Genomic DNA, 22,439 nt, shown 5'->3' on the forward strand with positions numbered 1-22,439 from the left:
TAAGCCGACTGGTCGCTTAACACGCCGGCCAATGGGCTGTGTATTGATCCGATACTTCGTCGTGGTCGCGATAGAGCTGTTTGCGTTTGCGCGTTGGAAGTCGGTCGCCGAAGACAATGCCGTTGATGTGGTCGGTCTCGTGTTGGAAGCAGCGCCCGAGGGTGCCACCTGCAGTGATTTCGATCGGGTTGCCGTATTGATCGTTTCCGCGACAGGTCGAGAAGTCGGGTCGCGCGAGGTCTGTGTAGGCGCCGGGTAGGGACAGACAGCCTTCGCAGTAGTCGACTAGCTGCCGGTCGACTCCTTCAGGAAGGTCAACGACCGGATTGCAGACGACGCCGGTGCGTTGCGTCCCTACCTCGTCGGTGCAGTCGTAGATGAACACCGCGAGGTCGACGCCGATCTGTTGAGCTGCGAGTCCTGCGCCGTTTGCGGCGGTGTTGGTAGCGAACATGTCTGCCAGCAGATCTTGGAGATCGCTGCCGAATTCAGTCACTGGCCGAGCTGGCGTATGAAGGACAGGGGTGCCCCAGCGAATGATCGGTTGCGCGGTACCTAGGCGGAGAAGTTCGGAGACAGGCATGAGGTTCATGTTCCGCTCTGCTCCTGCCCAACGCAACGAGAGTGTTCGCGTTCGACCGCTACGTTCCTCACCGCCGTGCAGCGCCGGTTTACTCTCCCGCGTCGCCCGGACCGCTGTCTGAACATTGGATCTGGTGCAACTTTCAGTCAGCGTGCTTGACGGTCCCTTCGCCTCCACGCTGTCGAGCCCTACCGGGATTGATGTGGAGCCGAACACCCTCATAGGTGACTGTGTACGGCACATCGTCATCGTTGTCCGGGTCGCCGGAGTCCGCAGGATCCGGCAGTTCCGCGATCTGTTCGATGACCGTCTGTGCTCGCGCCGCACCAGGATCGAACATTTCCTGAAACGGCCCCACGAACGAGCCACCGAGTCCGCGGCGCTTCGCCCGAACAGCCGCCCACCCGAATGTCGCCAACGGGCCGATCATGGCGAACAGCACTAACAAGTCCCACCCCATGCTTCGAGCGTACCGACCGATCGGCATCAAGCGGCACAAGTCTCTTCAGTGCTGCCGTCCCTCAGCTCATTCGTCTCTCGGACTGTGCCTTCAGTAGATCGGCCAGTCGACCAGGTGAGATCCGCTCGCGAACCGCCTCCGTCACGAGTTCGGCCTGCGTCTGAGGCGCGAGGCCGTCGATCGGTTGGTCTCGGTCCAGATTGGTCGGGAAGGCGTAGCCCTCGGCCGAGGCGGCGACGGCGCACCGAACTGCCTCGTCGGACCCCGACTCGCTGAGAGCGAGCAGTGCCGGATAGATCGCGTTGACGAGTGCCTCCCGGTCGATGGTTCCGAGGGCTCGACCGAAGGCCGACGACACCTGGAGAAGATTTGCCATACGCAGGACGTCGGCGGACTTGTTGTGGCCTGCCGCGTGGAACAGGGCTGGGTTGAAGAAGACGGCATCTCCCTTCTTCAAAGGTAATTGGACGTAGTTGGCTTCGAAGAACTCCTTGAACTCGGGACGCTCGAACGCGAGGTATCCGGATTCGAATTGCTGCGAGTACGGCAGATACTTCGTCGGCCCCGTCTCGGCCGGCATATCCACGTGGGCGACTGCACCTTGCAAGGTGAGGGCAGGGGTCAAGCGGTGAACATGCGCCCGAAACTTCGCGGCTACGTCGCTCGACATGAAACCGAGGTGGTAGTCGCGATGTGGATTCTGTGCGGCGCCACCGGGATTGACGACGTTGACGTCCGACGTCACCTGATACATGGGGCCGAGCCACGCTTCCGAAGCCAAAGCGACAATGCTGTTTGCGTAGTAGTCGACGTAAGCCTTGGGATCTTCGAGCGCCAACTTCAGTTGTGCGCCCCAGATTCGGTCATTGGCACCAGGTTTGGCGAAGTGATCTCCGGACGCTGCACCGGATTCGTGTTGGCGTGCAATGAGTTCACGGAAGACTGCGCTGGCGCGATCCAGTATCTCCGCGTCGAACGCGCCTTGAAAGACTGTGATGCCGGGGCCGGTGAGTAACGCCCGGGCGATCTCGTCTTGGATCTCGGCCCGGGTTTCAGGATTCGACGATTGCTCTACCAATGCTTCGGAGCGGTACAGAAGAACCCCGTCGGCCACTGAATCGGCGTACGGGTAATCGGCAAGGTCGGTGTCGTGCGCGACCAAAGCGGCGAAGTCGTCGATGTTGCAGTCTTCTCGGTGCAACCTACCTGCGGACGGCACGGTGTGGTTGGTCAGTGATGGAGTCATTCGGGGCCTTTCCTGCGGTGTTCAAGATGCGCTGTACCTCAAAGACTGCCAAGGAGAACCCATCGAAACTACCCCTGAAATCCATCAAAAAGACCTCAGAAACTTTCCCCCACGGGCTCGACCGAGAGCGTGAGGTCGGCATGCGTTGAATCATGGGAAGCGATGACTACGGCGTCCACACCGGCGTCGTTGATCAGTTTCAACGGATCGGTCACCCACCGTGCGCCGACTGCGGACGCTACGGACTTTGCTCGCTCTTGATCGAGGTCTGCAACCACAGAGACCGTTGCCCCGGAGACCGTGGAGTGGAGATTGCGGACGTGGTCGGCGCCCATGACGCCGGTTCCGATCACACCGACACGAATCGACATGAGGTTCCTACTTTCAGAGGATTGAAACGGACAACCTAATGTCCTTACATATTACGAATTTCGACTCTACAGTTCGAGGCATGACTTCTTCTACAGTTCTGGAACTCCCTCGCACCAGGGTCCCCGATCCGGTCGACGCTCCGACTTTGCGCTGGGGGATCCTCGGGCCTGGCTGGATCGCACAGCGCTTCGTGGAGTCACTCCAGAGAAATACAGCGCAGGAAGTCACGGCCGTCGCTTCGCGCGGACTCACCCGCGCTCAGGCCTTCGCGGACAATTGGGGGATCCGACACGCTCACGGTAGCTACGACGCTTTGCTTGCCTCCGAGGATGTGGACGTCGTCTATGTCGCAACACCGCACACTGCTCATTTCGATTGCGCGATGGCGGCATTGGATCACGGCAAGCATGTCGTGATCGAAAAGCCGCTGGCTTTGAACGGAGCGCAGGGACGGGCGATTCAGGAGCGGGCGGCTGCGCTCGGACTGTTTTGCATGGAGGCGATGTGGACGTCGTTCCTGCCCAAGTTCGACGTGATCGACCAGATCCTCGAGGCTGGACTGCTGGGAACCATACGTACGGTTCTGGCCGATCACGGCGAACGGTTCGAGACCGATCATCGTATCTACGATCCAGCGCTGGCGGGCGGGCCACTTCTCGACCTCGGGACCTATCCGGTCAGTCTGGCGCACCGGCTACTAGGTGTTCCGAGTACGGTGGTCGCGCTCGGTCAACCGGCGAATGACATGGTGAACGGCCAGATCTCAGCGGTTCTGTCCTGGGCAGGCATTGCTCAGGCCAGTCTGAACACCACGATCCTTGCTGACACGCCCAACATGGCCTCGATCTGCGGCGACAAGGGGATGATCGTTCTGGACTCGACGTTCTACCGGCCCGGGTCCTTCACTGTCCGGCTAGGTGACGGAAGATCTGCGCGCTACGACGATCCGGTCGACGGATATGTCGGAGGTCTCGCGTTCGAGGCGGCCGAGGCGGCGCGGCGGATCACCGCCGGGGATATCGAGTCGCCGGTCCATCCGCTCGGCGCGGCCATTGCGACGCTCGACATCCTCGACGAGATCCGCCGTCAGGTGGGGATCACGTTCCCGGGTGAGGGCTAGAGCGTGAAGGCCTTCCGGAAAGCAGTGAGTGCGGTGTCACTGTCTCCGGATGCCCAGCCCTCCAAACCGATCGTGCCGGTGTAACCCTGGTCGGCGAGCACGCGTGCGATGGCGGGGTAGTTGATCTCGCCGGTTCCGGGTTCGCATCGGCCGGGTACGTCGGCCACCTGAATCTCGCCGATGTTGTCACCACAACGCCGCACGAGTTCGATGAGGTTTCCTTCGCCGATCTGTGCGTGGTAGAGGTCGAGCATCATCTTGAGGTTGGGGTGTGAGACGGATTCCACCAGTGCCAGAGTGTCTTTGGCGCGGGCCATCGGTACGCCGGGGTGATCGACGATCGTATTGAGATTCTCGAGGCAGAAGACGACTCCGGCTTCTTCGCCCAGTCTCGCGATCTTCTCGAGAGCGCGTTGGGCCGTCAGCCACATCGCTCCCGTAGTTCGATACTGCGGGCGCGCAGCCTGTCCGTCGATCAGCTCGCCGGTATGGAAGTTCAGCCGGGGAACGCCGAGTTTCGCTGCCGGAGCGAGGCATAGCGCCGCTGTACGTACCAGTTCGGCGCTGCCGGCGTCATCGAACAAATCGCCGTGGAGGTAGCCGGTCATCGAGGAGACCCGAGCTCCGGTGGCGACCAGAGCATCGAGGTCTTTGTCTTGCCAACTCCAGATCTCAGCTGCGAACCCCGCCTCCGAGATCCGCCGAACACGCTCGACGACAGGGAGTTCGGTGAACGTCATCTCGGCAGAGACCGCCAAATCGAAGGGGCTCACTGCGGCACCGCCAGCAATGATACGGGCAGTCCGGTTTCCACGGATTCCTTTGCGGCCAATGCAATTTCCAGCGCATTGCGGGCACCCAGACCGTCGACCGACGGCGCGCTGCCGGAGCGGATGCAGTCTGCGAAGTGCGCCAACTGGGCGACATAGGCGTCGTGAAACAGTTCGATGTTCACCCGAGGTGTGTCGGCCAGAACGCCCGGTGAGCTGTAATGACGCATCGCGGTCCGCGTGACCTCGCCTGCACTCACCATTCCACCGGAACCGAAAACTTCGCCGCGCACGTCGTAACCGTAGGTGGCTTGGAAGTTGGCCTCGGCCGACGCGAGGGCGCCGTTGTCGAAGCGCAACTGAACCATCGACGTGTCGAGGTACCCCTGCTCCTTGTACTGCGGATGGATGAGAGCATCGGCCTGCGCGAACACCTCGACGACGCGTGCCCCGGGGTTGAGCCAGAGCAGAGCGTCGAAGTCGTGAATCAGCGTCTCGTTGAAGATGGTCCACGGCTTGACTCGGGAGGCGACGTCGGCGGTGATTCCTGGGTCGCGGGTCAGAGAACGAAGTAGCTGTGGGGTTCCGATCCCGCCGGCGGTGATCACGTCGTGGGCCGCGGTGAAGTCGGCGGCGAAGCGCCGGTTGAAACCGACTTGCAGCGCAACGTTGTTCGCGGCACATGCGCCGATCGCGCGATCGGCGTCCTCGAGTGTCAAGGCCATCGGCTTTTCGCAGAAGACATGTTTGCCGGCCTCCGCGGCGGCCACCACGAGATCGGTGTGAGTTGATGCGGGCGTGCTGATGAGCACCGCTTCGACGGTCGGATCGGCAATCAGCTCAAGGGCGTCGGTGTACGCGCGGGCGTCGGGACTGACACGTTCGATCAATGACGCCGCAGCGCCGGGCGCAGGATCGGCGACGGCGACGAGACGGGTGCCGGGGATACGCAGCGCAACGGACTCGCCGTGGAAGCGGCCGATCCATCCGGCGCCGATGAGGCCGACTGCAACAGAGGCAGACATGGGGGCTCCGTTCGGAGTGAGAATGAGGAACTAGATCGTTCTAGTCCATGCCAGTAAAGCGCCGGTTGCGACGCGCGTCAATGCTTCGGTGCGTATTCGCTGGAACGATCTAGTCTGTGGAGGTGAACAGTCGACGCCCCACCTTGCAAGACGTAGCAGACCTGGCTGGTGTGTCACGCGCTCTGGTGTCCATCGTCATTCGTGATGTCCCGGGTGCCAGCGATGCGACGCGGGTACGGGTCAAGGCGGCCGCGGACGAACTCGGCTATCGACCCGACAACGCGGCGCGACTGCTGCGCCAACATCGCAGCCGCCTGATCGGTGTCAGTTACGTTGCAGCGCAAACATTTCACGCGGAGCTGCTCGACGAAATCTATGTGGCCGCCGAACGGTCGCGCTACGACGTCGTCCTCAGTGCGGTCTCGGAGCGACGGCCGGATTCTCGTGCAACGCGGACCCTGCTCGACGACCGGTGTGAGGCGATCTTGCTGTTGGGTTCACAGGCGCCCGAAGCAGAGATCGTCGACCTGGCCGACAAGGTTCCCGTTGTCGTAATCGCGCGGAAGATGTCGTCAGTGCACGTGGATGTTGTCCGAACAGATGACGAGGCGGGCGCGGTGATAGCCGTGAATCACCTTGTCGAACTCGGGCACCGCTCGATCGCCCACGTCGACGGCGGGCGAGGCCCGGGCGCCCAGGAACGGCGTCAGGGCTACCGCAAGGCCATGCGAGCGGCCGGTCTGGAGCCGAGAATTCTTCCCGGCGGTCTCACGGAGGAGTTCGGCGCAGCTGCCGCCAGGTCGATGGTCGAGGGTGGGTTACCCGGGGCGGTCTTCGCTTTCAACGATCGCTGCGCGCTCGGAGTTCTCGACGTCTTCCTGCGTGCCGGGATCTCGGTGCCTGGCGACGTTTCCGTGATCGGATTCGACAACAGTGCATTGGCAGGCTTGGCGCACATCGATCTGACCAGTGTCGGGCAGGACACGGCGTTTCTGGGCGGCGCCGCGGTGGAGCGGATCTCCGAACGCCTCGACGGCGGAAGTGGGCCGTTGGGCAAGGACATTGTCGCGCAGCCGCAACTGGTGGTTCGAGGTTCAACTGGACCCGCAGGGCATTGACCTGCAGTTTCGACTTCAATCGGTTTGTCTGGTCTTTGATAAGCAGTCCTAATGTCAGAACAAACTATTGACATTCGACTGTGACGGGTATTACATCTTTCACATACAACCGAGCACCATCCGTTCGCGGGCCGTTGGTTGATGTCGAGAGGGAGTTCACATGTCGTTTCTCACGGGACGCAAGAGCGTTGCCGTACTGGCCGGAGCCTCAGTCGTGGTCTTGGGTCTGGCCGCCTGTTCAAGCACCGGCGGAAAGCCGGATTCTTCCGGATCCGGAATGGGCGCGGGTACGGCGGACACGCCCCGCGCCACCATTGCGATGATCACTCACGAAGTTCCCGGTGACACGTTCTGGGATCTGGTGCGCAAGGGAGCCGAAACCGCAGCGGCCAAGGACAACATCGAGCTTCGGTACTCCGCCGATCCCGAGGCGCCGAATCAGGCCAACTTGGTTCAGAGTGCGATCGACAGCAAGGTCGACGGGATTGCCGTGACCCTCGCGAAGCCCGACGCCATGGTTGCCGCGGTCCAAAGTGCCACCGCTGCGGGCATTCCGGTGGTCGCCCTCAACTCCGGCCTCGAAACCTGGAAGGACATGGGTGTCAAGGAGTACTTCGGTCAGGACGAGTCGATTGCCGGTGAAGCTGCCGGCGAGCGACTCAACACCGAAGGTGCCACCAAGGTGTTGTGCGTCATTCAGGAGCAGGGCAACGTGAGCCTCGAATCACGTTGTGCCGGAGTGAAGAAGTCGTTCAAGGGAACGACGGAGATTCTCAACGTCAACGGCAAGGACATGCCGTCGGTGGAATCGACCATCACCGCGAAACTTCAACAGGACCCGGCAATCGATCGAGTTCTCGCACTCGGTGCTCCATTTGCTTTGACGTCCGTGACGTCGGTCGGCAATGCGGGCAGCAAGGCGAAGGTCGTCACTTTCGACACCAACGCGGCGCTCGTCGACGCCATCAAATCCGGTGACGTGCAGTGGGCAGTGGACCAGCAACCCTTCCTGCAGGGCTACCTCGCCATCGATTCGCTGTGGCTCTACCTCAACAACGGCAACGTGATCGGTGGCGGCTTGCCGACCCTGACCGGACCCGCGTTCATCGACAACACCAACATCGACTCGGTCGCCGAGTACGCCAAGAACGGAACTCGCTGATCCAGGCGCACGGAGGGCTGAGAGTCCGCCCTCCGTGCGCCTGTCCAGCACGGAAGGGAAATCATGTCCACTCAGGCAGATCTCGACCTTGCCGCCCACAAAGTCGTGACCGATGAACGGGTGAAGGAGCAAAAGCGCATTCAGCGCCTACTGCTCCGCCCGGAGATGGGTTCACTTGTCGGCGCCATCGCCATCTTCATCTTCTTCTGTATCGTCGCGGCACCGTTCCGTACGCCGGAAGCGCTTGCGACAGTGCTCTACTCCAGCTCCACGATCGGCATCATGGCTTGTGCGGTCGCCCTGCTCATGATCGGCGGCGAGTTCGACCTCTCCGCCGGCGTCGCAGTCACCACGTCCTCGCTCGCCGCGTCGATGATCGCCTACAACCTGCACCTCAATCTGTGGGTGGGTGCGATTCTGGCGCTGGTCGTTTCGCTCGCTGTCGGATTCTTCAACGGCTACCTCGTCATGAAGACGAAGATTCCCAGCTTCCTCATCACCCTGAGCTCGTTCCTGATGTTGACCGGAATCAACCTGGCCGTCACCAAGCTCGTGAGTGGTCAGGTTGCCACACCCAGCGTCTCCGACATGGCCGGATTCGATTCCGCGAAAAAGGTATTCGCGTCGTCGTTCTCGGTCTTCGGGGTGTCCGTCAAGATCACGGTCGTGTGGTGGCTGCTGTTCACCGCGATTGCAACATTTGTTTTGTTCAAGACCAAGATCGGCAACTGGATCTTCGCGGTCGGCGGTAATCAGGACAGTGCCCGCGCGATCGGTGTGCCGGTGACCGCAGTCAAGATCGGTTTGTTCATGACCGTCGGCTTTGCTGCCTGGTTCGTGGGCATGCATCTGCTGTTCTCGTTCAATACCGTTCAGTCCGGTCAGGGTGTCGGTAACGAGTTCCTGTACATCATCGCCGCAGTCATCGGCGGTTGCCTGCTCACCGGTGGTTACGGAACCGCGATCGGTGCTGCGATCGGCGCATTCATCTTCGGTATGACCAACCAGGGCATCGTCTACGCAGGCTGGAACCCGGACTGGTTCAAGTTCTTCCTCGGCGCCATGCTGCTGTTCGCGGTCATCGCCAACAACGCATTCCGCAACTACGCTGCGAAAAGGTGACACATGAGTACCACAGCTGAAGTTCCCGCTCTCTCGAACTCGGGCGGCAACGTGCCACTGATCGAGCTCAAGGACGTCGGTAAGCAATACGGAAACATCATCGCGCTCAAGGGAATCAACCTGCGCGTCGGTGCGGGTGAAGTGACCGGTGTGCTCGGTGACAACGGCGCAGGCAAGTCCACGCTGATCAAGATCATCGCCGGTCTGCACCAGCAGAGCGAAGGTGAACTACTCGTCGACGGCGAACCGACAACGTTCCACTCGCCTAAAGAGGCGCTTGGCAAAGGCATCGCGACGGTCTATCAGGACCTCGCCGTTGTTGCGTTGATGCCGGTGTGGCGCAACTTCTTCCTCGGGCAGGAACTGCGCAAGGGTGGTCTGATCAAGTCGCTCGACGCCAACGCCATGCGCGCGACGACTCTTTCGGAACTGTCGAAGATGGGCATCGAACTGCCTGACGTCGACGCACCGATCGGTAGTCTCTCGGGCGGTCAGCGTCAGTGTGTTGCCATCGCCCGCGCCATCTTCTTCGGTGCCCGCGTGCTGATTCTCGACGAGCCGACAGCAGCGCTCGGCGTCAAGCAGTCGGGAATGGTGTTGCGCTACATCACCGCTGCCAAGGAACAGGGATTCGGCGTCATTTTCATCACGCACAATCCGCACCACGCGTACATGGTCGGCGATCACTTCGTGCTCCTCAACCGAGGCAGGCAGAAGCTCGACGCCAAGTACGACGACATCTCACTCGAAGAACTGACCAAGGAGATGGCGGGCGGTGACGAGCTCGAGACACTGACCCACGAGCTTCGCCGTTAGATCAAAACCTCGCGACTACAGCCTCGGTTCGAATCGAACCGAGGCTGTAGTCGTTTCGTCAGAGGATGGTCGTCGGCCGAACCCCGAGGCCGGAATGCATGTACGCCTCGTCGATCATCGTCATGTTGGCTACCGCGTCGCCCGGTCCGATCGGCAGCGCCGAGACCCCGGACAGATGATCGGCGAACGCTTCGAGTTGCCAGGTGTACGACGACTTCGTGCCCAGATGCTCGATACTCGTGCGCCCATCGACAGTGACGGAGACACGGTCGTCGACGTCCGGCTGGAGGAAGTTGTGCACCAGGACGTCTCCGTTGGTTCCGAAGACCCGGAAGGTGAAGTGGTACTGCTCGTCCAACATCGTTGTCACAACGGATGCCCGCGCTCCGCCGGGATACTCGAGTTCGATGTCGAACCACGAATCGACCCCCGGAGCGTATTCCTCGTGGCGGGTCTCGGTCACCACCGGCGCACCACCACAGACGTCACTCAGCATCCGGGAAGCATGTAACCCGTAGCAGCCCAGGTCCATCAGTGACCCGCCTGCCAAGGCGAGCTCCCACCGCGGGTCGTTCTCGGATGGTTTGGGCATCCGCAGTACGGTTTCCACCCGAGTGACCGCGCCGACTGTGCCGCTCCGAACCACATCCAGCAGGCGCCGGTTCACCGGATGAAAGAGGTAGTGGAACCCCTCGAGAAGCGTCACTCCGCTCACGCGTGCTGCTTCGGCTACAGCACGCGCTTCCACCGCGTTGCTCGAAAACGGTTTCTCCGTCAGCACGTGCTTGCCGGCCTGAACGGCGGCGAGATTCCACGGTCCGTGCAGGCTGTTGGGCAGCGCGTTGTAGACGACGTCCACCTCCGGATCCGAGATCAGCTCGGCGTACGAACCGACCACCCGTTCGATCCCATGCTGGGCTGCATAGGCTCTGGCCCGCTCGGGGCTGCGTGCGGCAACGGCCACCAGGCGGTGCCCGGTGGCCGTTGCAGGTTTGATCATCGCGTTCTCGGCGATGCGTGAGGCTCCCAGAATGCCTATCCGCAGCGGGGCAGGTGTCACAGAACCGACCGCAGATACTCGACGCTCGCTCGCACATCGCGCACCGGTCCCTCGTCGGACGGAGCCTCGGCCAGAATGGTGTCCTGCTCGAGCACGTACCACCCGTCGAAACCGTGGCGCTGCAATATGGCTGTGACACCGGCGATGTCGACGTCGCCGCCACCGAGCGGACGGTACATTCCCGCCTTCACGCCGTCGGTGTAGGTGAGCTCACCACTGCGAACGCGTGATGCGAGGGCATCGTCGACGTCCTTGAGATGCACGTGGGTGATGCGCTCGGGAGCTTGACGCGCCAGGTCGACCGGATCGGTGCCGCCGATCAACAGGTGGCCGGTGTCCAGGCACAGTGGGATGGCCGAGCCGTCGAGCACTCGCAGGACCTCGTCGCGCTGCTCGATCATCGTTCCGACGTGAGGGTGGACAACTGCCCTGATTCCACGCTCGGCCGCGGCGTCGGTGAGGCGATCGAGATTGTGTAGCAGGGTTTTCCAACTCTGCTCGTCCAGTTCTGGGCGTGAATCGTAGCCGTCGGAACCCGTCGCGGCGGCCAGAACCAAAACCTCGGCACCTGAGGCGACAAAACCGTCGAGGATGGGGGAGATGCCGGGCACCGGATCATGATCGTCATCGTGCAGCAGTACTGGTGCAAACCCGCCGACTGCGCTCAGGTCGTGATCCGCGAGCACCTTGGCCATCTCGGCAGGTGCTGTCGGCAGAAAGCCCTCCGGTCCGATTTCCGTTGCCGCCAGACCGACTTCGCGCATTTCCCGGAGGACTTGCGCAGGGTCGAGTTGGTAGCCCCAGCCCGGGACTTCGCACACGCCCCAGGAGATCGGTGCGCCGGCGATGCGAGGAGTGCTCATGTGTGTGCCTCATTCTTGTCGTGAAGGAACAGATCTTTGACTTCGGTGATCGTGACGGGCCGACCCTCGCGCAGAGAGTGCGTTGCAGCTTCGGAGATCCAGGCCGACTCGACCGCATCTGTGGGCGTACACGGTGATTCCCGACGCCCGGCGACAACGCCGAGGAATGCTTCGAGTTCCGCACGGTAGGCGGACGTGAAGCGGTCCATGAAGAACGTGTACGGCTCCTGCGAGGGGAACGATGTTCCGGGGTCGAGCGAGCGGAGTGGCAAGCGGTCGTCCAGCCCGGCAACGACGGAGTCCGCCGAGCCGAGTACCTCGAGTCGGCAGTCGTAGCCGCGGCCGTTGTAGCGGGTATTTGACACGACCGCGATGGTTCCGCCTTCGAAAGTGAGAACCGTTGCGGCGGTGTCGACGTCACCGGCATCGGCGATCCCGCGATCACCCTGATTCGAGCCGGTGGCAAAAACCGTGGTGACTTCGCGGCCGCTGACCCACCTGACGATGTCGAAATCGTGGATCGAGCAGTCGCGGAAGATGCCGCCGGAGTGTTCGATGTACGAGATCGGCGGGGGAGCGGGGTCGAGGGTGGTCGATCGGAGAGTGTGGATCCAACCGAGTTCTCCGGATCGAACTGCGTTGTACGCCGCCACAAATGACGGGTCGAATCGGCGCTGAAATCCGATCTGGACTGGTACCGACGTCTGCTCGGCAGTCGCGAGGACACGAACCGAGGATTCGATCGAGTCGGCTACCGGCTTTTCGCAGAACGTCGGGATGTCTCGGCGGACAGCGGCTTCGATCAGGTCGGCGTGCGAACTCGACGACGCGGCGATCAGAACGCCGTCGATGCCTGACGCTAAAAGCGCGTCGGGATCGGCAGCGGACTCCACGTCGAGTTCGCTTGCCACGTCCGAGGTTCGACGTGCGTCGACGTCGGTGACAACCAGTGCGTCGACGCCGTCCGTCGTCAGCAGGTTTCGGGCGTGGTGGCTGCCGATTCGTCCGAGGCCGATGACTCCGATACGAGCGCCCATCAGTCCAGCCCTCCGAAGACGTTCTGGTCCCAGTCGATGATCGAACCTGTCACGACTCCGCTGCGATCGGAGAGCAGGAAGACGACGAAGTCGGCGATTTCGTCGACCTGTCCGAGCTTGCCCATGGGGAGGGTGCTGCCCGCACGTTCCTGCCAATCGTCACCAGCGTCGTGAAAAGCTCTCTGCGTGAGGTCTTCTCCCTCGGTCTGTGTCCACCCGATGTCGAGACCGTTGATCCGGATACGATCCCAGCGATGCGCATGGGCGGCGTTGCGGGTCAGCCCCGCCAGCCCGGCCTTCGCTGCCACGTACGGCGCGAGATACGGTTGCCCGCCGAGTTCGGACGTGGAGATGATGTTGACGATGGAGCCGGGGACCGCACGCTCGCGCATGTCCTTGACCGCTGCCTGCATCGTGAAGAACGGACCGCGAAGGTTCACCGCGATGTGCTGGTCGAAGAGTTCCTCGGTGGTGTCGAGCAGCGTGCCGCGCGAGGTGAGTCCGGCAGAATTGACGAGGGCATCCACGCGGCCGAAATGTGAGATCGTCTCGGCCACGCTGGCGAGCGCGGAATCGGTCTGCGCCACATCGGCTTCGATGAAGTGGGTTCCCGGAAGTTCTGCCTCGAGAGCTTTTCCGACGTCCGGGCGTCTGCCGGTGAAAGCCACCTGAGCGCCCTCACGGACTGCGGCGCGAACGACGCCGGCGCCGACGCCTTGCGAGCCGCCACTGACCAGTACGACGGTGTCGGCTAGGAGTGCGGGCCTGGTTACGCCCGGCGGAGAAGTCATGGGTTTAGTCTGGCTGTGACGAAGACCTCGAGCAACAGCGAAAAACCATCAAATATCCATCATCGTGAGGTAGTTGTGGCGCATCGATTCAAAGTACGGGAGATCGCTCAGCAGTCGGGCCTGAGTGAGGCCACCGTCGACCGGGTGCTCAACGACCGTCCTGGAGTTCGTGAGGGCACACGATCGGAGGTTCGCCAGGCGATCACGGACCTGGAACGTCAACGCTCGCAACTGAAACTGGTCGGGCGTACGTTCATCGTCGACGTCGTGTTGCAAACCCCCGCAAGGTTTTCCGACGCCGTCCGTGACGCGCTCGAGGCTGAACTGCCGACCCTTGCGCCTGCTGTTGTTCGTTCTCGGTTCCACTTTCGTGAAACCGGTTCGGTCGAAGCGATGACGTCGACGCTCGACAAGATTCGCCGACGCGGATCCCACGGAGTCATCGTCAAGGCTCCCGACACTCCGGAAGTCGTGGCGGCGATCGACCGGTTGGTGGCGGCAAAGATTCCGGTCGTCACGTTGGTGACCGATGTTCCCGGTAGCAGGCGAGCCGCCTACATCGGCATCGACAACCGAGCCGCCGGAGCCACCGCCGCGTACTTGATAGATCAGTGGCTGGGGGATCGGGACGGCAACGTGCTGGTCAGCATGAGTAGCGGATTCTTCCGTGGGGAGGAAGAACGGGAGATGGGATTTCGCTCCGCTATGCGCGTCGCGGCTCCGCATCGACGGTTGATCGACATTCCGAACAGTGACGGTCTGGATCAGACGAGTAGGAAACTGGTGCGAGCGGCACTCGAATCCGATCCGCAGATCCGGGCTGTCTATTCGATCGGTGGTGGCAACCTGGCCACGGTCGACGCGTTCGAAGAACTGAACCGGGAGTGCAGTGTCTTCATCGCCCACGATCTCGACGGTGACAATCGAAAGTTGCTGGGGGAGAGGCGAATATCAGCGGTGCTCCACCACGATCTGCGTGCGGATGTTCGCACTGCCTGTCAGGTGGTCATGAAAGAACACGGCGCCATGGGCGCTCACTTCGGCTTTACGACGTCACCGGTTCAAGTCGTGACACCGCTCAACATGCCCCCGACATAGCTGTGCGCGGTTAAGGAGTCCGGAGACTCCCTAACCGCGCACAGGGCCGAAGGCCTGACTATCGAGCGAAGAGCAGAGCTCGCTTGACTTCCTGAATTGCCTTTGTCACCTGGATGCCGCGGGGGCATGCGTCGGTGCAGTTGAACGTGGTGCGGCAACGCCACACGCCGTCCTTGTCGTTCAGGATGTCGAGACGCTCGGAAGCGGCCTCGTCACGGCTGTCGAAGATGAACCGGTGTGCGTTCACGATGGCAGCGGGACCGAAGTAGCTGCCGTCGCTCCAGTACACGGGGCACGACGTGGTGCAGCATGCGCAGAGAATGCACTTGGTGGTGTCGTCGAAACGAGCACGGTCGTGCTGGCTCTGGATGCGCTCACGCGTGGGCTCGTTGCCACTGGTGATGAGGAACGGCTTCACGGCGCGGAATGCGTCGAAGAAGGGTTCCATGTCGACAACCAGGTCCTTCTCGACGGGCAGGCCCTTGATGGGCTCGACCGTGATGGTGACCGGCTTGCCGTCCTTGGGCAGCATGTCCTTCATCAGCAGCTTGCAGGCCAGACGGTTCACACCGTTGATCCGCATGGCGTCCGATCCACAGACACCGTGTGCGCAGCTGCGACGGAACGTGAGGGTGCCGTCGAGGTAACCCTTCACGTACAGCAGCAGGTTGAGCAGACGGTCGGTGGGCAGTGCCGGGACCTGGAAACTGTCCCAGTGCTGGCCCTCGCCCGATTCGGGGTTCATCCGCGCGATCTTGAGAGTGACCATGACGGCCCCCTCGGGAACAGCGGGGAGTTTGGGTGCATCTACAGCAGGCGCAGACATCAGTACTTACGCTCCATCGGCTCGTAGCGGGTCTGGATCACCGGCTTGTAGTCCAGACGGATGTCGGAGAGCAGACCGTCACCCTCCTTGTACGCCATCGTGTGCTTCATGTACTCGGCGTCGTTGCGATCCGGGAAGTCCTCACGAGCGTGGCCGCCGCGCGATTCCTTGCGGTTGAGGGCGCCGACGACGGTGACCTCTGCCATTTCGAGGAGGAAGCCCAGCTCGATGGCCTCGAGCAGGTCGCTGTTGTAGCGCTTGCCCTTGTCCTGGACCGTGATGTGGTTGTAGCGCTCCTTGAGAGCACGCACATCCTTGAGTGCCTGGGTGAGGCGCTCTTCGGTGCGGAAGACGGAGGCGTTGTTGTCCATCGACTGCTGCAGCTCGGTGCGGATGTCCGCAACGCGCTCGTGGCCGTGATCGGAAAGGATGACGCCGACCCAGTCTTCGACCATCGCAGCCGGGGTTTCCGGCAGGTCGACGAACTCGGTGGAATTCGCGTACTCGGCGGCAGCGATGCCGGCGCGGCGGCCGAACACGTTGATGTCGAGGAGCGAGTTGGTGCCGAGGCGGTTTGCACCGTGCACGGAAACGCAGGCACATTCGCCGGCGGCGTACAGGCCCTTGACGACCTCGTCGTTGTTGCGCAGAACCTCACCGTTGATCTTGGTGGGGATACCGCCCATGACGTAGTGGCACGTCGGGTAGACGGGCACGGGCTCCTTGACGGGGTCCACGCCGAGGTAGGTGCGCGAGAACTCCATGATGTCGGGGAGCTTCTCGTCGAGAACTTCCTCGGGGATGTGCGTCACGTCGATGTAGACGTAGTCCTTGTTCGGGCCGGCGCCGCGGCCTTCCAGAACCTCGAGGACCATCGAACGGGCCACGATGTCACGCGGAGCGAGGTCCTTGATGGTGGGGGCGTAGCGCTCCATGAAGCGCTCGCCGTCGGCATTGCGGAGAATGCCACCTTCACCACGGACGGCTTCCGAGATCAGGATGCCGAGACCGGCGAGTCCTGTCGGGTGGAACTGGTGGAACTCCATGTCCTCGAGGGGCAGGCCCTTGCGGAAGATGATGCCCATGCCGTCACCGGTGAGGGTGTGCGCGTTGGACGTCGTCTTGTACATACGTCCCGAGCCGCCGGTCGCGAAGATGATCGACTTGGCGTGGAAGATGTGCAGCTCGCCGGTCGAGAGCTCGTAGCAGATGACACCGGTGGCAACCGGGCCGTCCTCGGTCTCGGTGATGGCGATGTCGAGCGCGTAGAACTCGTTGAAGAACTCGACGTCGTGCTTGACGCAGTTCTGGTACAGCGTCTGCAGGATCATGTGACCGGTGCGGTCGGCTGCGTAACACGCACGGCGGACGGGTGCCTTGCCATGGTCACGTGTGTGGCCACCGAATCGACGCTGGTCGATCTTGCCTTCGGGCGTGCGGTTGAACGGCAGACCCATCTTCTCGAGGTCGAGCACCGCGTCGATGGCCTCTTTGGCCATGATCTCGACGGCGTCCTGGTCGGCGAGGTAGTCGCCGCCCTTGACGGTGTCGAAGGTGTGCCACTCCCAGTTGTCTTCCTCCACGTTCGCCAGTGCGGCACACATGCCGCCCTGGGCCGCGCCGGTGTGGCTGCGGGTGGGGTAGAGCTTGGTCAGTACGGCCGTGCGGGCACGGGGGCCAGCTTCGATTGCCGCACGCATGCCTGCGCCGCCGGCGCCGACGATGACCACGTCATAACGATGTTCCTGCATGAAGTCTGTGCTCCCCTAGCTCGCCGAGATATTGGGGTCGAAGGTGAAGATGACGTACGTGCCCAGGCCCATGATCAGGATCATCGAGAGAACGAGGATCGTGGTCAGCCAGAAGCGCGTGGAGTCCTTGCGGGAGTAGTCCGCGATGACCGTGCGCAGGCCGTTACCGCCGTGCAGCTGTGCCAGCCACAACATCGTCAGATCCCAGAACTGCCAGAACGGGCTGGACCAGCGACCTGCGACGAATGCGAAGTTCAGACGGTGAACGCCACCGTCGAGCATCAGCATGATGAACATGTGGCCCAGGACCAGAACGATCAGGGCGACGCCGGAGAAGCGCATGAACAGCCATGCGTACAACTCGAAGTTGTTCCGAGCCTTCGCGCGCGGGGACCGCGGGTTGTCCAGGCTTGCGGGACGGTCGTATGAGGTGCCCAGGCTCTTGGCTTCGGGTCCGTGAGTAGTCGCCATGTCAGTGCTCCGCAAACATGTTGATGAGGATGCGTCCGGCGCCTGGGATCATCACCAGGAACCAGATCGTCAGAATGGTCCAGAGCATGACGCGCTGGTACTTCGGGCCCTTCGACCAGAAGTCCACCAACATCACGCGCACGCCGTTGAGGGCGTGGTAGAGGACTACGCCGACGAGGCCGATCTCCATGAGGCCGACGAGGGGGTTCTTGTACGTGTCGATGACGGCGTCGTACGTATCGGGATTGACCCGAACGAGTGCCGTATCGAGAACGTGTACGAATAGGAAGAAGAAAGTAGCGACGCCTGTGATCCGGTGTAGAACCCAGGACCACATTCCGGGGTCGCCCCGGTAAAGCGACCTCGTGCGCTCCTTCTGAGGAGCGGCTTCAGTCGTAGTACTCATCGAGTGCTGTGCCTCCAACGTCATTGGTGGACGCGTCGAGCCTGCAGAGAGCTTCGATGTACCTCAGCCCGGGCTCGACGGGATCCTGAACCGACTTGACTCAGACTCTAAACCTATGTGAAACCGGGAACTAATCAGATGCGGGATTCGTACGCGTACCAAACTCTTTGTAAGGTTTGCCTTTCCAATCTCACGTAGCCGGTTTCGGCGTGGTTTCTGCATCCATTCAGTCGGCGTGATTGGATAACGAACCATGGGTGACATCGACTGGAAGTTGTTGCGGCACAACGCGCAAGTGGTCATGCGCCAGGCTTATGCACCGTACTCGGGCTATGCAGTGGGTGCAGCTGCCCTGGTAGACGATGGTCGGATCGTCTCAGGATGCAATGTGGAAAATGTCTCATACGGTTTGAGCCTGTGTGCCGAATGTGGACTCGTCGGTAACTTAGCCGCCACCGGGGGCGGGCGGCTGGTTGCCTTCACGTGCTGCGACGCGAAGGGCTCGATTCTGATGCCATGCGGCAGGTGCAGACAGCTTCTTCTCGAGCACGGCGGGGGTGAGATGCTTGTCGACACGAGCAGTGGGTTCAAGCCGCTGAGCGAGCTGTTGCCTGATGCTTTCGGGCCGGAACAAGCAGAGGGGCTCCGCCATGTTTGACGCAGTTTCCATCATCGGCGCCAAGCGTGACGGCCGCGAGTTGTCGGGAACCGAGATCGACTGGATAGTTCAGGCGTTCACTGAGGGGGTCGTCGGCGACGAGCAGATGTCGGCGCTCGCGATGGCGATCTATTTCCGAGGAATGTCACGAGCAGAGACCGGCCGATGGACCGAGGCAATGATCGAATCCGGCGGGAGGATGGACTTTTCGGACTTGCCGCTGCCCACTGTCGACAAGCATTCGACCGGTGGTGTTGGGGACAAGATCACCCTTCCGCTCGCGCCCCTCGTCGCGGCATGTGGTCTTGCAGTCCCGCAGTTGTCGGGACGCGGACTCGGCCACACCGGTGGAACTCTCGACAAGCTCGAGGCCATTCCAGGTTGGCGAGCCGAGCTCACGGCGACGGAGATGGTCGACATACTCGCGGACCCGAAAATCGGCGCGGTGATCTGCGCTGCCGGAGCGAACCTGGCCCCCGCCGACAAGAAGCTCTACGCGCTGCGCGACGTGACGGGAACGGTGGAATCCATTCCGCTGATCGCAAGTTCGATCATGAGCAAGAAGATTGCCGAGGGAACCGGCGCCCTGGTGCTCGACGTCAAAGTCGGTTCCGGAGCGTTCATGAAGGACCTCGGCGACGCGCGAGAGTTGGCACGCACGATGGTCGAGTTGGGCAACGACGCCGGCGTGCGTACAAGTGCTCTCATCACCGGGATGGACACCCCGCTGGGATTGACGGCTGGCAACGCTCTCGAGGTGCGTGAATCCGTCGAGGTGCTGGCAGGCGGCGGGCCGTCCGACGTCGTCGAGCTGACCCTGGTCCTGGCTCGGGAGATGCTGTCCGCGGCTGGGATCGACGGTATCGACCCCGCAGACAGACTGGCCGACGGCACAGCCATGGACCGGTGGCGCGCGATGATCGCCGCACAAGGTGGGGACCCACACGCGACGCTGCCGGTGGCCCGGCACAGCGACGTCGTCACCGCGGACCGAGACGGCGTACTGACCCGACTCGACGCCATGGCGGTGGGCGTCGCGGCCTGGAAGCTCGGAGCCGGACGCGAACGACAGGGCGAAGCCGTTCAGGCCGGTGCCGGCATCGAGATGCACGCGAAGCCCGGCGACGTGGTCCGCGCCGGACAGAAGCTGATGACACTGCACACCGACACTCCCGAGAGATTTGATGCCGCGCGGCGGAGCCTCGGCGGAGGCTGGTCGATCGGGGCCGATTCCGACACCGTTTCGCGACCGTTGCTCATCGAGCGAATTGTGGGTGATTCGCGTTAGCGTTGGCGAATGAACGCACCGGAGTTGACCACGATCCGCAGCGCACCCAAAGTTCTTCTCCACGATCATCTCGACGGAGGACTCCGACCCGAGACTGTCCTCGAACTGGCCGAGCAGTGTGGCTACGACGAGCTGCCGGCGAATACGGCATCCGAACTGGCGCAATGGTTCCGAACTGCCGCTGACAGTGGTTCGCTCGAGCTCTATCTCGAGACCTTCGCCCACACCGTCGCCGTGATGCAGACTCCCGAAGGGCTCGCGCGGGTCGCGCGCGAATGCGCCGAGGATCTGGCCGACGACAACGTCGTATACGCCGAAATCCGTTTTGCGCCCGAGCAGCACCTGGAACAAGGCCTGACTTTGGACGAGGTCGTCGAGCACGTTCTCGAAGGTTTCCGGGCCGGCGAATCCGCTGCCAGGGTCGCGGGACGGGAGATCCGAATCGGGTGTCTTCTCACGGCGATGAGGCATGCCGCCCGGTCACGAGAGATCGCCGAACTCGCTGTGCGATTCCGGGACCGCGGCGTCGTCGGTTTCGACATCGCCGGTGCCGAGGCCGGTAACCCGCCGAGCCGGCACCTCGACGCCTTCGAATACATGCGTGATGCGAACGCCCACTTCACGATTCACGCGGGTGAGGCGTTCGGGTTGCCGTCGATCCACGAAGCCATCGCCTTCTGCGGAGCGGATCGGTTGGGCCACGGCGTGCGGATCGTGGACGACATCGATGTAGCCGGCCAAGGTGGGGCAGAGTTGGGTCGACTCGCGAACTACGTCCGTGACATGCGCATTCCCCTGGAACTGTGCCCGAGTTCGAACGTGCAGACCGGAGCCGTAGCGGCCCTGGCGGACCATCCGTTCGGACTGTTGGCGGACTTGCGCTTCCGCGTGACCGTCAACACTGACAACAGACTGATGAGCGACACCAGCATGACCCGGGAAATGGCCGCGTTGGTCGAGACCTTCGGTTACGGCTGGACCGATCTGGAACGCTTCACCATCAACGCGATGAAGTCGGCCTTCATCCCGTTCGACGAGCGCCTCGCGTTGATCGACGACGTCATCAAGCCGGGTTACGCCGTGCTCATCGGCTAGCTGACGTGCACCCGACTACTCAGATCGCAGCCGGGCCTCGAACTCACGCTCGAGTTCGCGCCAGGCCTCGGATTCCTTGGTGAACGGTGCACTCGGAGCCATCCGCGACGGATCGGGGTTGAGGAGGTACGAGACGTACCAACCCAGCTCGTTCGACGCGGACAGAGCCTCCTCGGTGGAGTCGTCGTCGGCGAAATCTGCTGCATCGGTGAACAATTCGACGGCAAGTTCCAGTTGCTCGGCGTCGACGACGTCCGGACCCTGGGCGAGGTCGTCGGCGATGCCGGGCAGAACGTAGACGTTCTCGTCCGTGACCTCGATTTCGAGTGAACCGTCGACGGCAGCATTCTGAATTTCGCCGTACGTGCTGACCTGCGAGAGATCGTGTTCGTGGTTGTCGGCGAGGTAGCGAGCGAGTGCGCGCTCGCTACGGAAGACGGTGATCAGTCCGTCCTTGCCGAGGAAGATCGCCTGATCGCCCATGTAGCAGCGCAGAGTGTAGAACGTCTCGGCTGAGGTGATGATGCGGATCGGGTCGACACCGACCTCGCCCCAGAAGGTCTCGACTTCGTCTTCCTCCTCGTCGAGGTCGTCTTCGTCGAATTCCTCGTCCTCGCCCTCCTCGGCGACATCGTCGGCGTCGACGGTGTTCTCGGCGGCAGCGAGCAGTTCAGCTTCGGCGACCGCGACGGCGGCTGCGTCGACCTTCGGGGAGGTGACCACCTTGTCGATGGCGTCGAGAACGGCGTCCCAGTCCTTGACGATCGCAGCGCCGACCTGGTCCCACAGCTCCAGGCCTTCGCGACCTTCGAAGGTGCCGGCGCCGGTCGCAAGCGCACCGAGTACCGGATGGCCGCTGAAGAAGCGGATGACCGCGTCCAGTTCGCACACCTCGCCGATGTTGCGAGCCATGTTCAAGGTGTCTTCGAGTTCCGAGACCGCCAGTGCCTCAGGGTCACCTGCGGCCAGTTCCGGCACGCCGACGAAGTCGAACGTGAAGTTCTCCTCCGGTTCGAGCTCGGCTGCCGACAGTCCGGAGACGACGGCCCACGCCGGATGCTCGACCAGGTCGTTGTCGGAGTCCGTTCGGATGAAGGCCGCGAGTTCTGCGACGGAGGAGAACCCGTACAGGTCTTCCTCATGGCCGAGGAATGCTTCCCACTCGTCGTCGCCCTCGCGCCAGCGGGGCGCCCACAAAGTGACGAGGTCTCCGTCGGTGAGTCCGATTTCGATAGGGACGATGTCTCCAGCCATGGGCGGAAGCCTATCCACCGCAGAGCGAAAGGCATAGCGGGGGTTCG

Annotated in this window: 24 protein-coding genes; 9 read left to right on the forward strand and 15 right to left on the reverse strand. The window is 62.4% G+C overall.

Going from position 1 to position 22,439, the window contains the following annotated elements; translation table 11 throughout:
- Positions 1-16: 16 nt before the first annotated feature.
- The 4 genes from RA302_RS10115 to RA302_RS10130 form a co-directional block, all read right to left on the reverse strand.
- Positions 17-496, reverse strand: coding sequence for a peptide deformylase (locus RA302_RS10115; RefSeq protein WP_230091127.1), 480 nt, complete (start codon positions 494-496; stop codon positions 17-19).
- A 229-nt stretch (positions 497-725) separates the two neighbouring features.
- Positions 726-1,043, reverse strand: coding sequence for a hypothetical protein (locus RA302_RS10120; RefSeq protein WP_046379858.1), 318 nt, complete (start codon positions 1,041-1,043; stop codon positions 726-728).
- 61 nt (positions 1,044-1,104) lie between these two features.
- Positions 1,105-2,289: a phytanoyl-CoA dioxygenase family protein gene (locus RA302_RS10125; protein WP_338480453.1), complete on the reverse strand. Its 1,185-nt coding sequence runs from the start codon at positions 2,287-2,289 to the stop codon at positions 1,105-1,107.
- 95 nt (positions 2,290-2,384) lie between these two features.
- Positions 2,385-2,660, reverse strand: a complete 276-nt coding sequence (locus RA302_RS10130) for a Gfo/Idh/MocA family oxidoreductase (protein ID WP_338480455.1) — start codon at positions 2,658-2,660, stop codon at positions 2,385-2,387.
- An 80-nt stretch (positions 2,661-2,740) separates the two neighbouring features.
- Here RA302_RS10130 and RA302_RS10135 point away from each other — a divergent pair, with 80 nt between their 5' ends.
- Positions 2,741-3,781: a Gfo/Idh/MocA family oxidoreductase gene (locus tag RA302_RS10135; protein WP_338480457.1), complete on the forward strand. Its 1,041-nt coding sequence runs from the start codon at positions 2,741-2,743 to the stop codon at positions 3,779-3,781.
- On the opposite strand, the gene RA302_RS10140 is transcribed toward RA302_RS10135, so the two are convergent.
- Together RA302_RS10140 and RA302_RS10145 are read right to left on the reverse strand one after the other, a co-directional pair.
- A complete protein-coding gene (locus RA302_RS10140) occupies positions 3,778-4,554 on the reverse strand; it encodes a TIM barrel protein (RefSeq protein WP_338480458.1) in 777 nt (258 codons plus the stop codon). The genes RA302_RS10135 and RA302_RS10140 overlap by 4 nt on opposite strands.
- Positions 4,551-5,576 carry a Gfo/Idh/MocA family oxidoreductase gene (locus RA302_RS10145; protein WP_338480460.1) on the reverse strand — a complete coding sequence of 342 codons (1,026 nt, stop codon included), beginning with the start codon at positions 5,574-5,576 and terminating at the stop codon, positions 4,551-4,553. The genes RA302_RS10140 and RA302_RS10145 overlap by 4 nt, the downstream gene beginning before the upstream one ends.
- A gap of 116 nt (positions 5,577-5,692) precedes the next feature.
- Between RA302_RS10145 and RA302_RS10150 the strand changes: the two genes are divergently transcribed.
- From RA302_RS10150 to RA302_RS10165, 4 genes are all read left to right on the forward strand, one after another.
- Complete coding sequence (locus tag RA302_RS10150) at positions 5,693-6,694, forward strand: LacI family DNA-binding transcriptional regulator (RefSeq protein WP_197942089.1); 1,002 nt, start codon at positions 5,693-5,695, stop codon at positions 6,692-6,694.
- Positions 6,695-6,854: 160 nt separating this feature from the next.
- Positions 6,855-7,856 carry a substrate-binding domain-containing protein gene (locus RA302_RS10155; RefSeq protein WP_007727338.1) on the forward strand — a complete coding sequence of 334 codons (1,002 nt, stop codon included), beginning with the start codon at positions 6,855-6,857 and terminating at the stop codon, positions 7,854-7,856.
- A gap of 63 nt (positions 7,857-7,919) precedes the next feature.
- A complete protein-coding gene (locus RA302_RS10160; protein WP_003940759.1) occupies positions 7,920-8,978 on the forward strand; it encodes an ABC transporter permease in 1,059 nt (352 codons plus the stop codon).
- A 3-nt stretch (positions 8,979-8,981) separates the two neighbouring features.
- Positions 8,982-9,794 carry an ATP-binding cassette domain-containing protein gene (locus RA302_RS10165; protein ID WP_007727336.1) on the forward strand — a complete coding sequence of 271 codons (813 nt, stop codon included), beginning with the start codon at positions 8,982-8,984 and terminating at the stop codon, positions 9,792-9,794.
- A gap of 58 nt (positions 9,795-9,852) precedes the next feature.
- On the opposite strand, the gene RA302_RS10170 is transcribed toward RA302_RS10165, so the two are convergent.
- Genes RA302_RS10170 through RA302_RS10185 form a run of 4 tightly spaced genes read right to left on the reverse strand, consistent with a single transcriptional unit; the run spans position 9,853 to position 13,545 of the window.
- Complete coding sequence (locus RA302_RS10170; RefSeq protein ID WP_134998752.1) at positions 9,853-10,854, reverse strand: Gfo/Idh/MocA family oxidoreductase; 1,002 nt, start codon at positions 10,852-10,854, stop codon at positions 9,853-9,855.
- Positions 10,851-11,717, reverse strand: coding sequence for a TIM barrel protein (locus tag RA302_RS10175; RefSeq protein ID WP_020969151.1), 867 nt, complete (start codon positions 11,715-11,717; stop codon positions 10,851-10,853). Before RA302_RS10175 ends, RA302_RS10170 begins: the two co-directional genes overlap by 4 nt.
- Entirely contained in the window at positions 11,714-12,754 is a 1,041-nt protein-coding gene (locus RA302_RS10180) for a Gfo/Idh/MocA family oxidoreductase (protein ID WP_182262353.1), read from the reverse strand. Before RA302_RS10180 ends, RA302_RS10175 begins: the two co-directional genes overlap by 4 nt.
- Positions 12,754-13,545, reverse strand: coding sequence for an SDR family oxidoreductase (locus tag RA302_RS10185; protein WP_047890271.1), 792 nt, complete (start codon positions 13,543-13,545; stop codon positions 12,754-12,756). The genes RA302_RS10180 and RA302_RS10185 overlap by 1 nt, the downstream gene beginning before the upstream one ends.
- A gap of 75 nt (positions 13,546-13,620) precedes the next feature.
- Here RA302_RS10185 and RA302_RS10190 point away from each other — a divergent pair, with 75 nt between their 5' ends.
- Positions 13,621-14,643: a LacI family DNA-binding transcriptional regulator gene (locus tag RA302_RS10190; RefSeq protein ID WP_020969154.1), complete on the forward strand. Its 1,023-nt coding sequence runs from the start codon at positions 13,621-13,623 to the stop codon at positions 14,641-14,643.
- 58 nt (positions 14,644-14,701) lie between these two features.
- Here the strand turns inward: RA302_RS10190 and RA302_RS10195 are convergent, their stop codons facing one another.
- The 4 genes from RA302_RS10195 to sdhC are packed head-to-tail and all read right to left on the reverse strand — an operon-like array spanning position 14,702 to position 18,097.
- Complete coding sequence (locus RA302_RS10195; protein ID WP_003940925.1) at positions 14,702-15,469, reverse strand: succinate dehydrogenase iron-sulfur subunit; 768 nt, start codon at positions 15,467-15,469, stop codon at positions 14,702-14,704.
- Positions 15,469-17,220 carry a succinate dehydrogenase flavoprotein subunit gene (gene sdhA / locus RA302_RS10200; RefSeq protein WP_019747692.1) on the reverse strand — a complete coding sequence of 584 codons (1,752 nt, stop codon included), beginning with the start codon at positions 17,218-17,220 and terminating at the stop codon, positions 15,469-15,471. The genes RA302_RS10195 and sdhA overlap by 1 nt, the downstream gene beginning before the upstream one ends.
- A gap of 15 nt (positions 17,221-17,235) precedes the next feature.
- Complete coding sequence (locus RA302_RS10205) at positions 17,236-17,691, reverse strand: succinate dehydrogenase hydrophobic membrane anchor subunit (protein WP_003940699.1); 456 nt, start codon at positions 17,689-17,691, stop codon at positions 17,236-17,238.
- Position 17,692: 1 nt separating this feature from the next.
- Positions 17,693-18,097, reverse strand: a complete 405-nt coding sequence (gene sdhC, locus RA302_RS10210) for a succinate dehydrogenase, cytochrome b556 subunit (RefSeq protein ID WP_020969155.1) — start codon at positions 18,095-18,097, stop codon at positions 17,693-17,695.
- Between the two features lie 253 nt (positions 18,098-18,350).
- Here sdhC and RA302_RS10215 point away from each other — a divergent pair, with 253 nt between their 5' ends.
- From RA302_RS10215 to RA302_RS10225, 3 genes are read left to right on the forward strand one after another with little or no spacing between them, the layout of a single operon-like run.
- Complete coding sequence (locus RA302_RS10215; RefSeq protein ID WP_019747693.1) at positions 18,351-18,755, forward strand: cytidine deaminase; 405 nt, start codon at positions 18,351-18,353, stop codon at positions 18,753-18,755.
- The gene (locus tag RA302_RS10220; RefSeq protein ID WP_338480474.1) at positions 18,748-20,043 is read left to right on the forward strand and encodes a thymidine phosphorylase; all 1,296 of its coding nucleotides are present in this window, start codon (positions 18,748-18,750) and stop codon (positions 20,041-20,043) included. The genes RA302_RS10215 and RA302_RS10220 overlap by 8 nt, the downstream gene beginning before the upstream one ends.
- A 9-nt stretch (positions 20,044-20,052) precedes the next feature.
- A complete protein-coding gene (locus tag RA302_RS10225) occupies positions 20,053-21,138 on the forward strand; it encodes an adenosine deaminase (RefSeq protein WP_019747695.1) in 1,086 nt (361 codons plus the stop codon).
- A 15-nt stretch (positions 21,139-21,153) separates the two neighbouring features.
- On the opposite strand, the gene RA302_RS10230 is transcribed toward RA302_RS10225, so the two are convergent.
- Positions 21,154-22,392: a hypothetical protein gene (locus RA302_RS10230; protein WP_020969158.1), complete on the reverse strand. Its 1,239-nt coding sequence runs from the start codon at positions 22,390-22,392 to the stop codon at positions 21,154-21,156.
- Positions 22,393-22,439: the final 47 nt, after the last annotated feature.

Source organism: Rhodococcus sp. DN22 (assembly GCF_036669995.1).
In the GTDB taxonomy this organism is placed as follows: Bacteria; Actinomycetota; Actinomycetes; order Mycobacteriales; family Mycobacteriaceae; genus Rhodococcus_F; species Rhodococcus_F erythropolis.

Excerpts from the sequence above, each read along its gene's own strand:
- RA302_RS10145 (WP_338480460.1), bottom strand. The coding sequence starts at position 5,576 with ATGTCTGCCTCTGTTGCAGTCGGCCTCATCGGCGCCGGATGGATCGGC.
- RA302_RS10120 (WP_046379858.1), bottom strand. The coding sequence starts at position 1,043 with ATGGGGTGGGACTTGTTAGTGCTGTTCGCCATGATCGGCCCGTTGGCG.
- RA302_RS10220 (WP_338480474.1), top strand. The coding sequence starts at position 18,748 with ATGTTTGACGCAGTTTCCATCATCGGCGCCAAGCGTGACGGCCGCGAG.
- RA302_RS10175 (WP_020969151.1), bottom strand. The coding sequence starts at position 11,717 with ATGAGCACTCCTCGCATCGCCGGCGCACCGATCTCCTGGGGCGTGTGC.
- RA302_RS10165 (WP_007727336.1), top strand. The coding sequence starts at position 8,982 with ATGAGTACCACAGCTGAAGTTCCCGCTCTCTCGAACTCGGGCGGCAAC.
- RA302_RS10205 (WP_003940699.1), bottom strand. The coding sequence starts at position 17,691 with ATGGCGACTACTCACGGACCCGAAGCCAAGAGCCTGGGCACCTCATAC.
- RA302_RS10125 (WP_338480453.1), bottom strand. The coding sequence starts at position 2,289 with ATGACTCCATCACTGACCAACCACACCGTGCCGTCCGCAGGTAGGTTG.
- sdhC (WP_020969155.1), bottom strand. The coding sequence starts at position 18,097 with ATGAGTACTACGACTGAAGCCGCTCCTCAGAAGGAGCGCACGAGGTCG.
- RA302_RS10155 (WP_007727338.1), top strand. The coding sequence starts at position 6,855 with ATGTCGTTTCTCACGGGACGCAAGAGCGTTGCCGTACTGGCCGGAGCC.
- RA302_RS10130 (WP_338480455.1), bottom strand. The coding sequence starts at position 2,660 with ATGTCGATTCGTGTCGGTGTGATCGGAACCGGCGTCATGGGCGCCGAC.
- RA302_RS10230 (WP_020969158.1), bottom strand. The coding sequence starts at position 22,392 with ATGGCTGGAGACATCGTCCCTATCGAAATCGGACTCACCGACGGAGAC.
- RA302_RS10185 (WP_047890271.1), bottom strand. The coding sequence starts at position 13,545 with ATGACTTCTCCGCCGGGCGTAACCAGGCCCGCACTCCTAGCCGACACC.
- RA302_RS10135 (WP_338480457.1), top strand. The coding sequence starts at position 2,741 with ATGACTTCTTCTACAGTTCTGGAACTCCCTCGCACCAGGGTCCCCGAT.
- RA302_RS10160 (WP_003940759.1), top strand. The coding sequence starts at position 7,920 with ATGTCCACTCAGGCAGATCTCGACCTTGCCGCCCACAAAGTCGTGACC.
- RA302_RS10195 (WP_003940925.1), bottom strand. The coding sequence starts at position 15,469 with ATGTCTGCGCCTGCTGTAGATGCACCCAAACTCCCCGCTGTTCCCGAG.
- RA302_RS10215 (WP_019747693.1), top strand. The coding sequence starts at position 18,351 with ATGGGTGACATCGACTGGAAGTTGTTGCGGCACAACGCGCAAGTGGTC.
- RA302_RS10225 (WP_019747695.1), top strand. The coding sequence starts at position 20,053 with ATGAACGCACCGGAGTTGACCACGATCCGCAGCGCACCCAAAGTTCTT.
- sdhA (WP_019747692.1), bottom strand. The coding sequence starts at position 17,220 with ATGCAGGAACATCGTTATGACGTGGTCATCGTCGGCGCCGGCGGCGCA.
- RA302_RS10180 (WP_182262353.1), bottom strand. The coding sequence starts at position 12,754 with ATGGGCGCTCGTATCGGAGTCATCGGCCTCGGACGAATCGGCAGCCAC.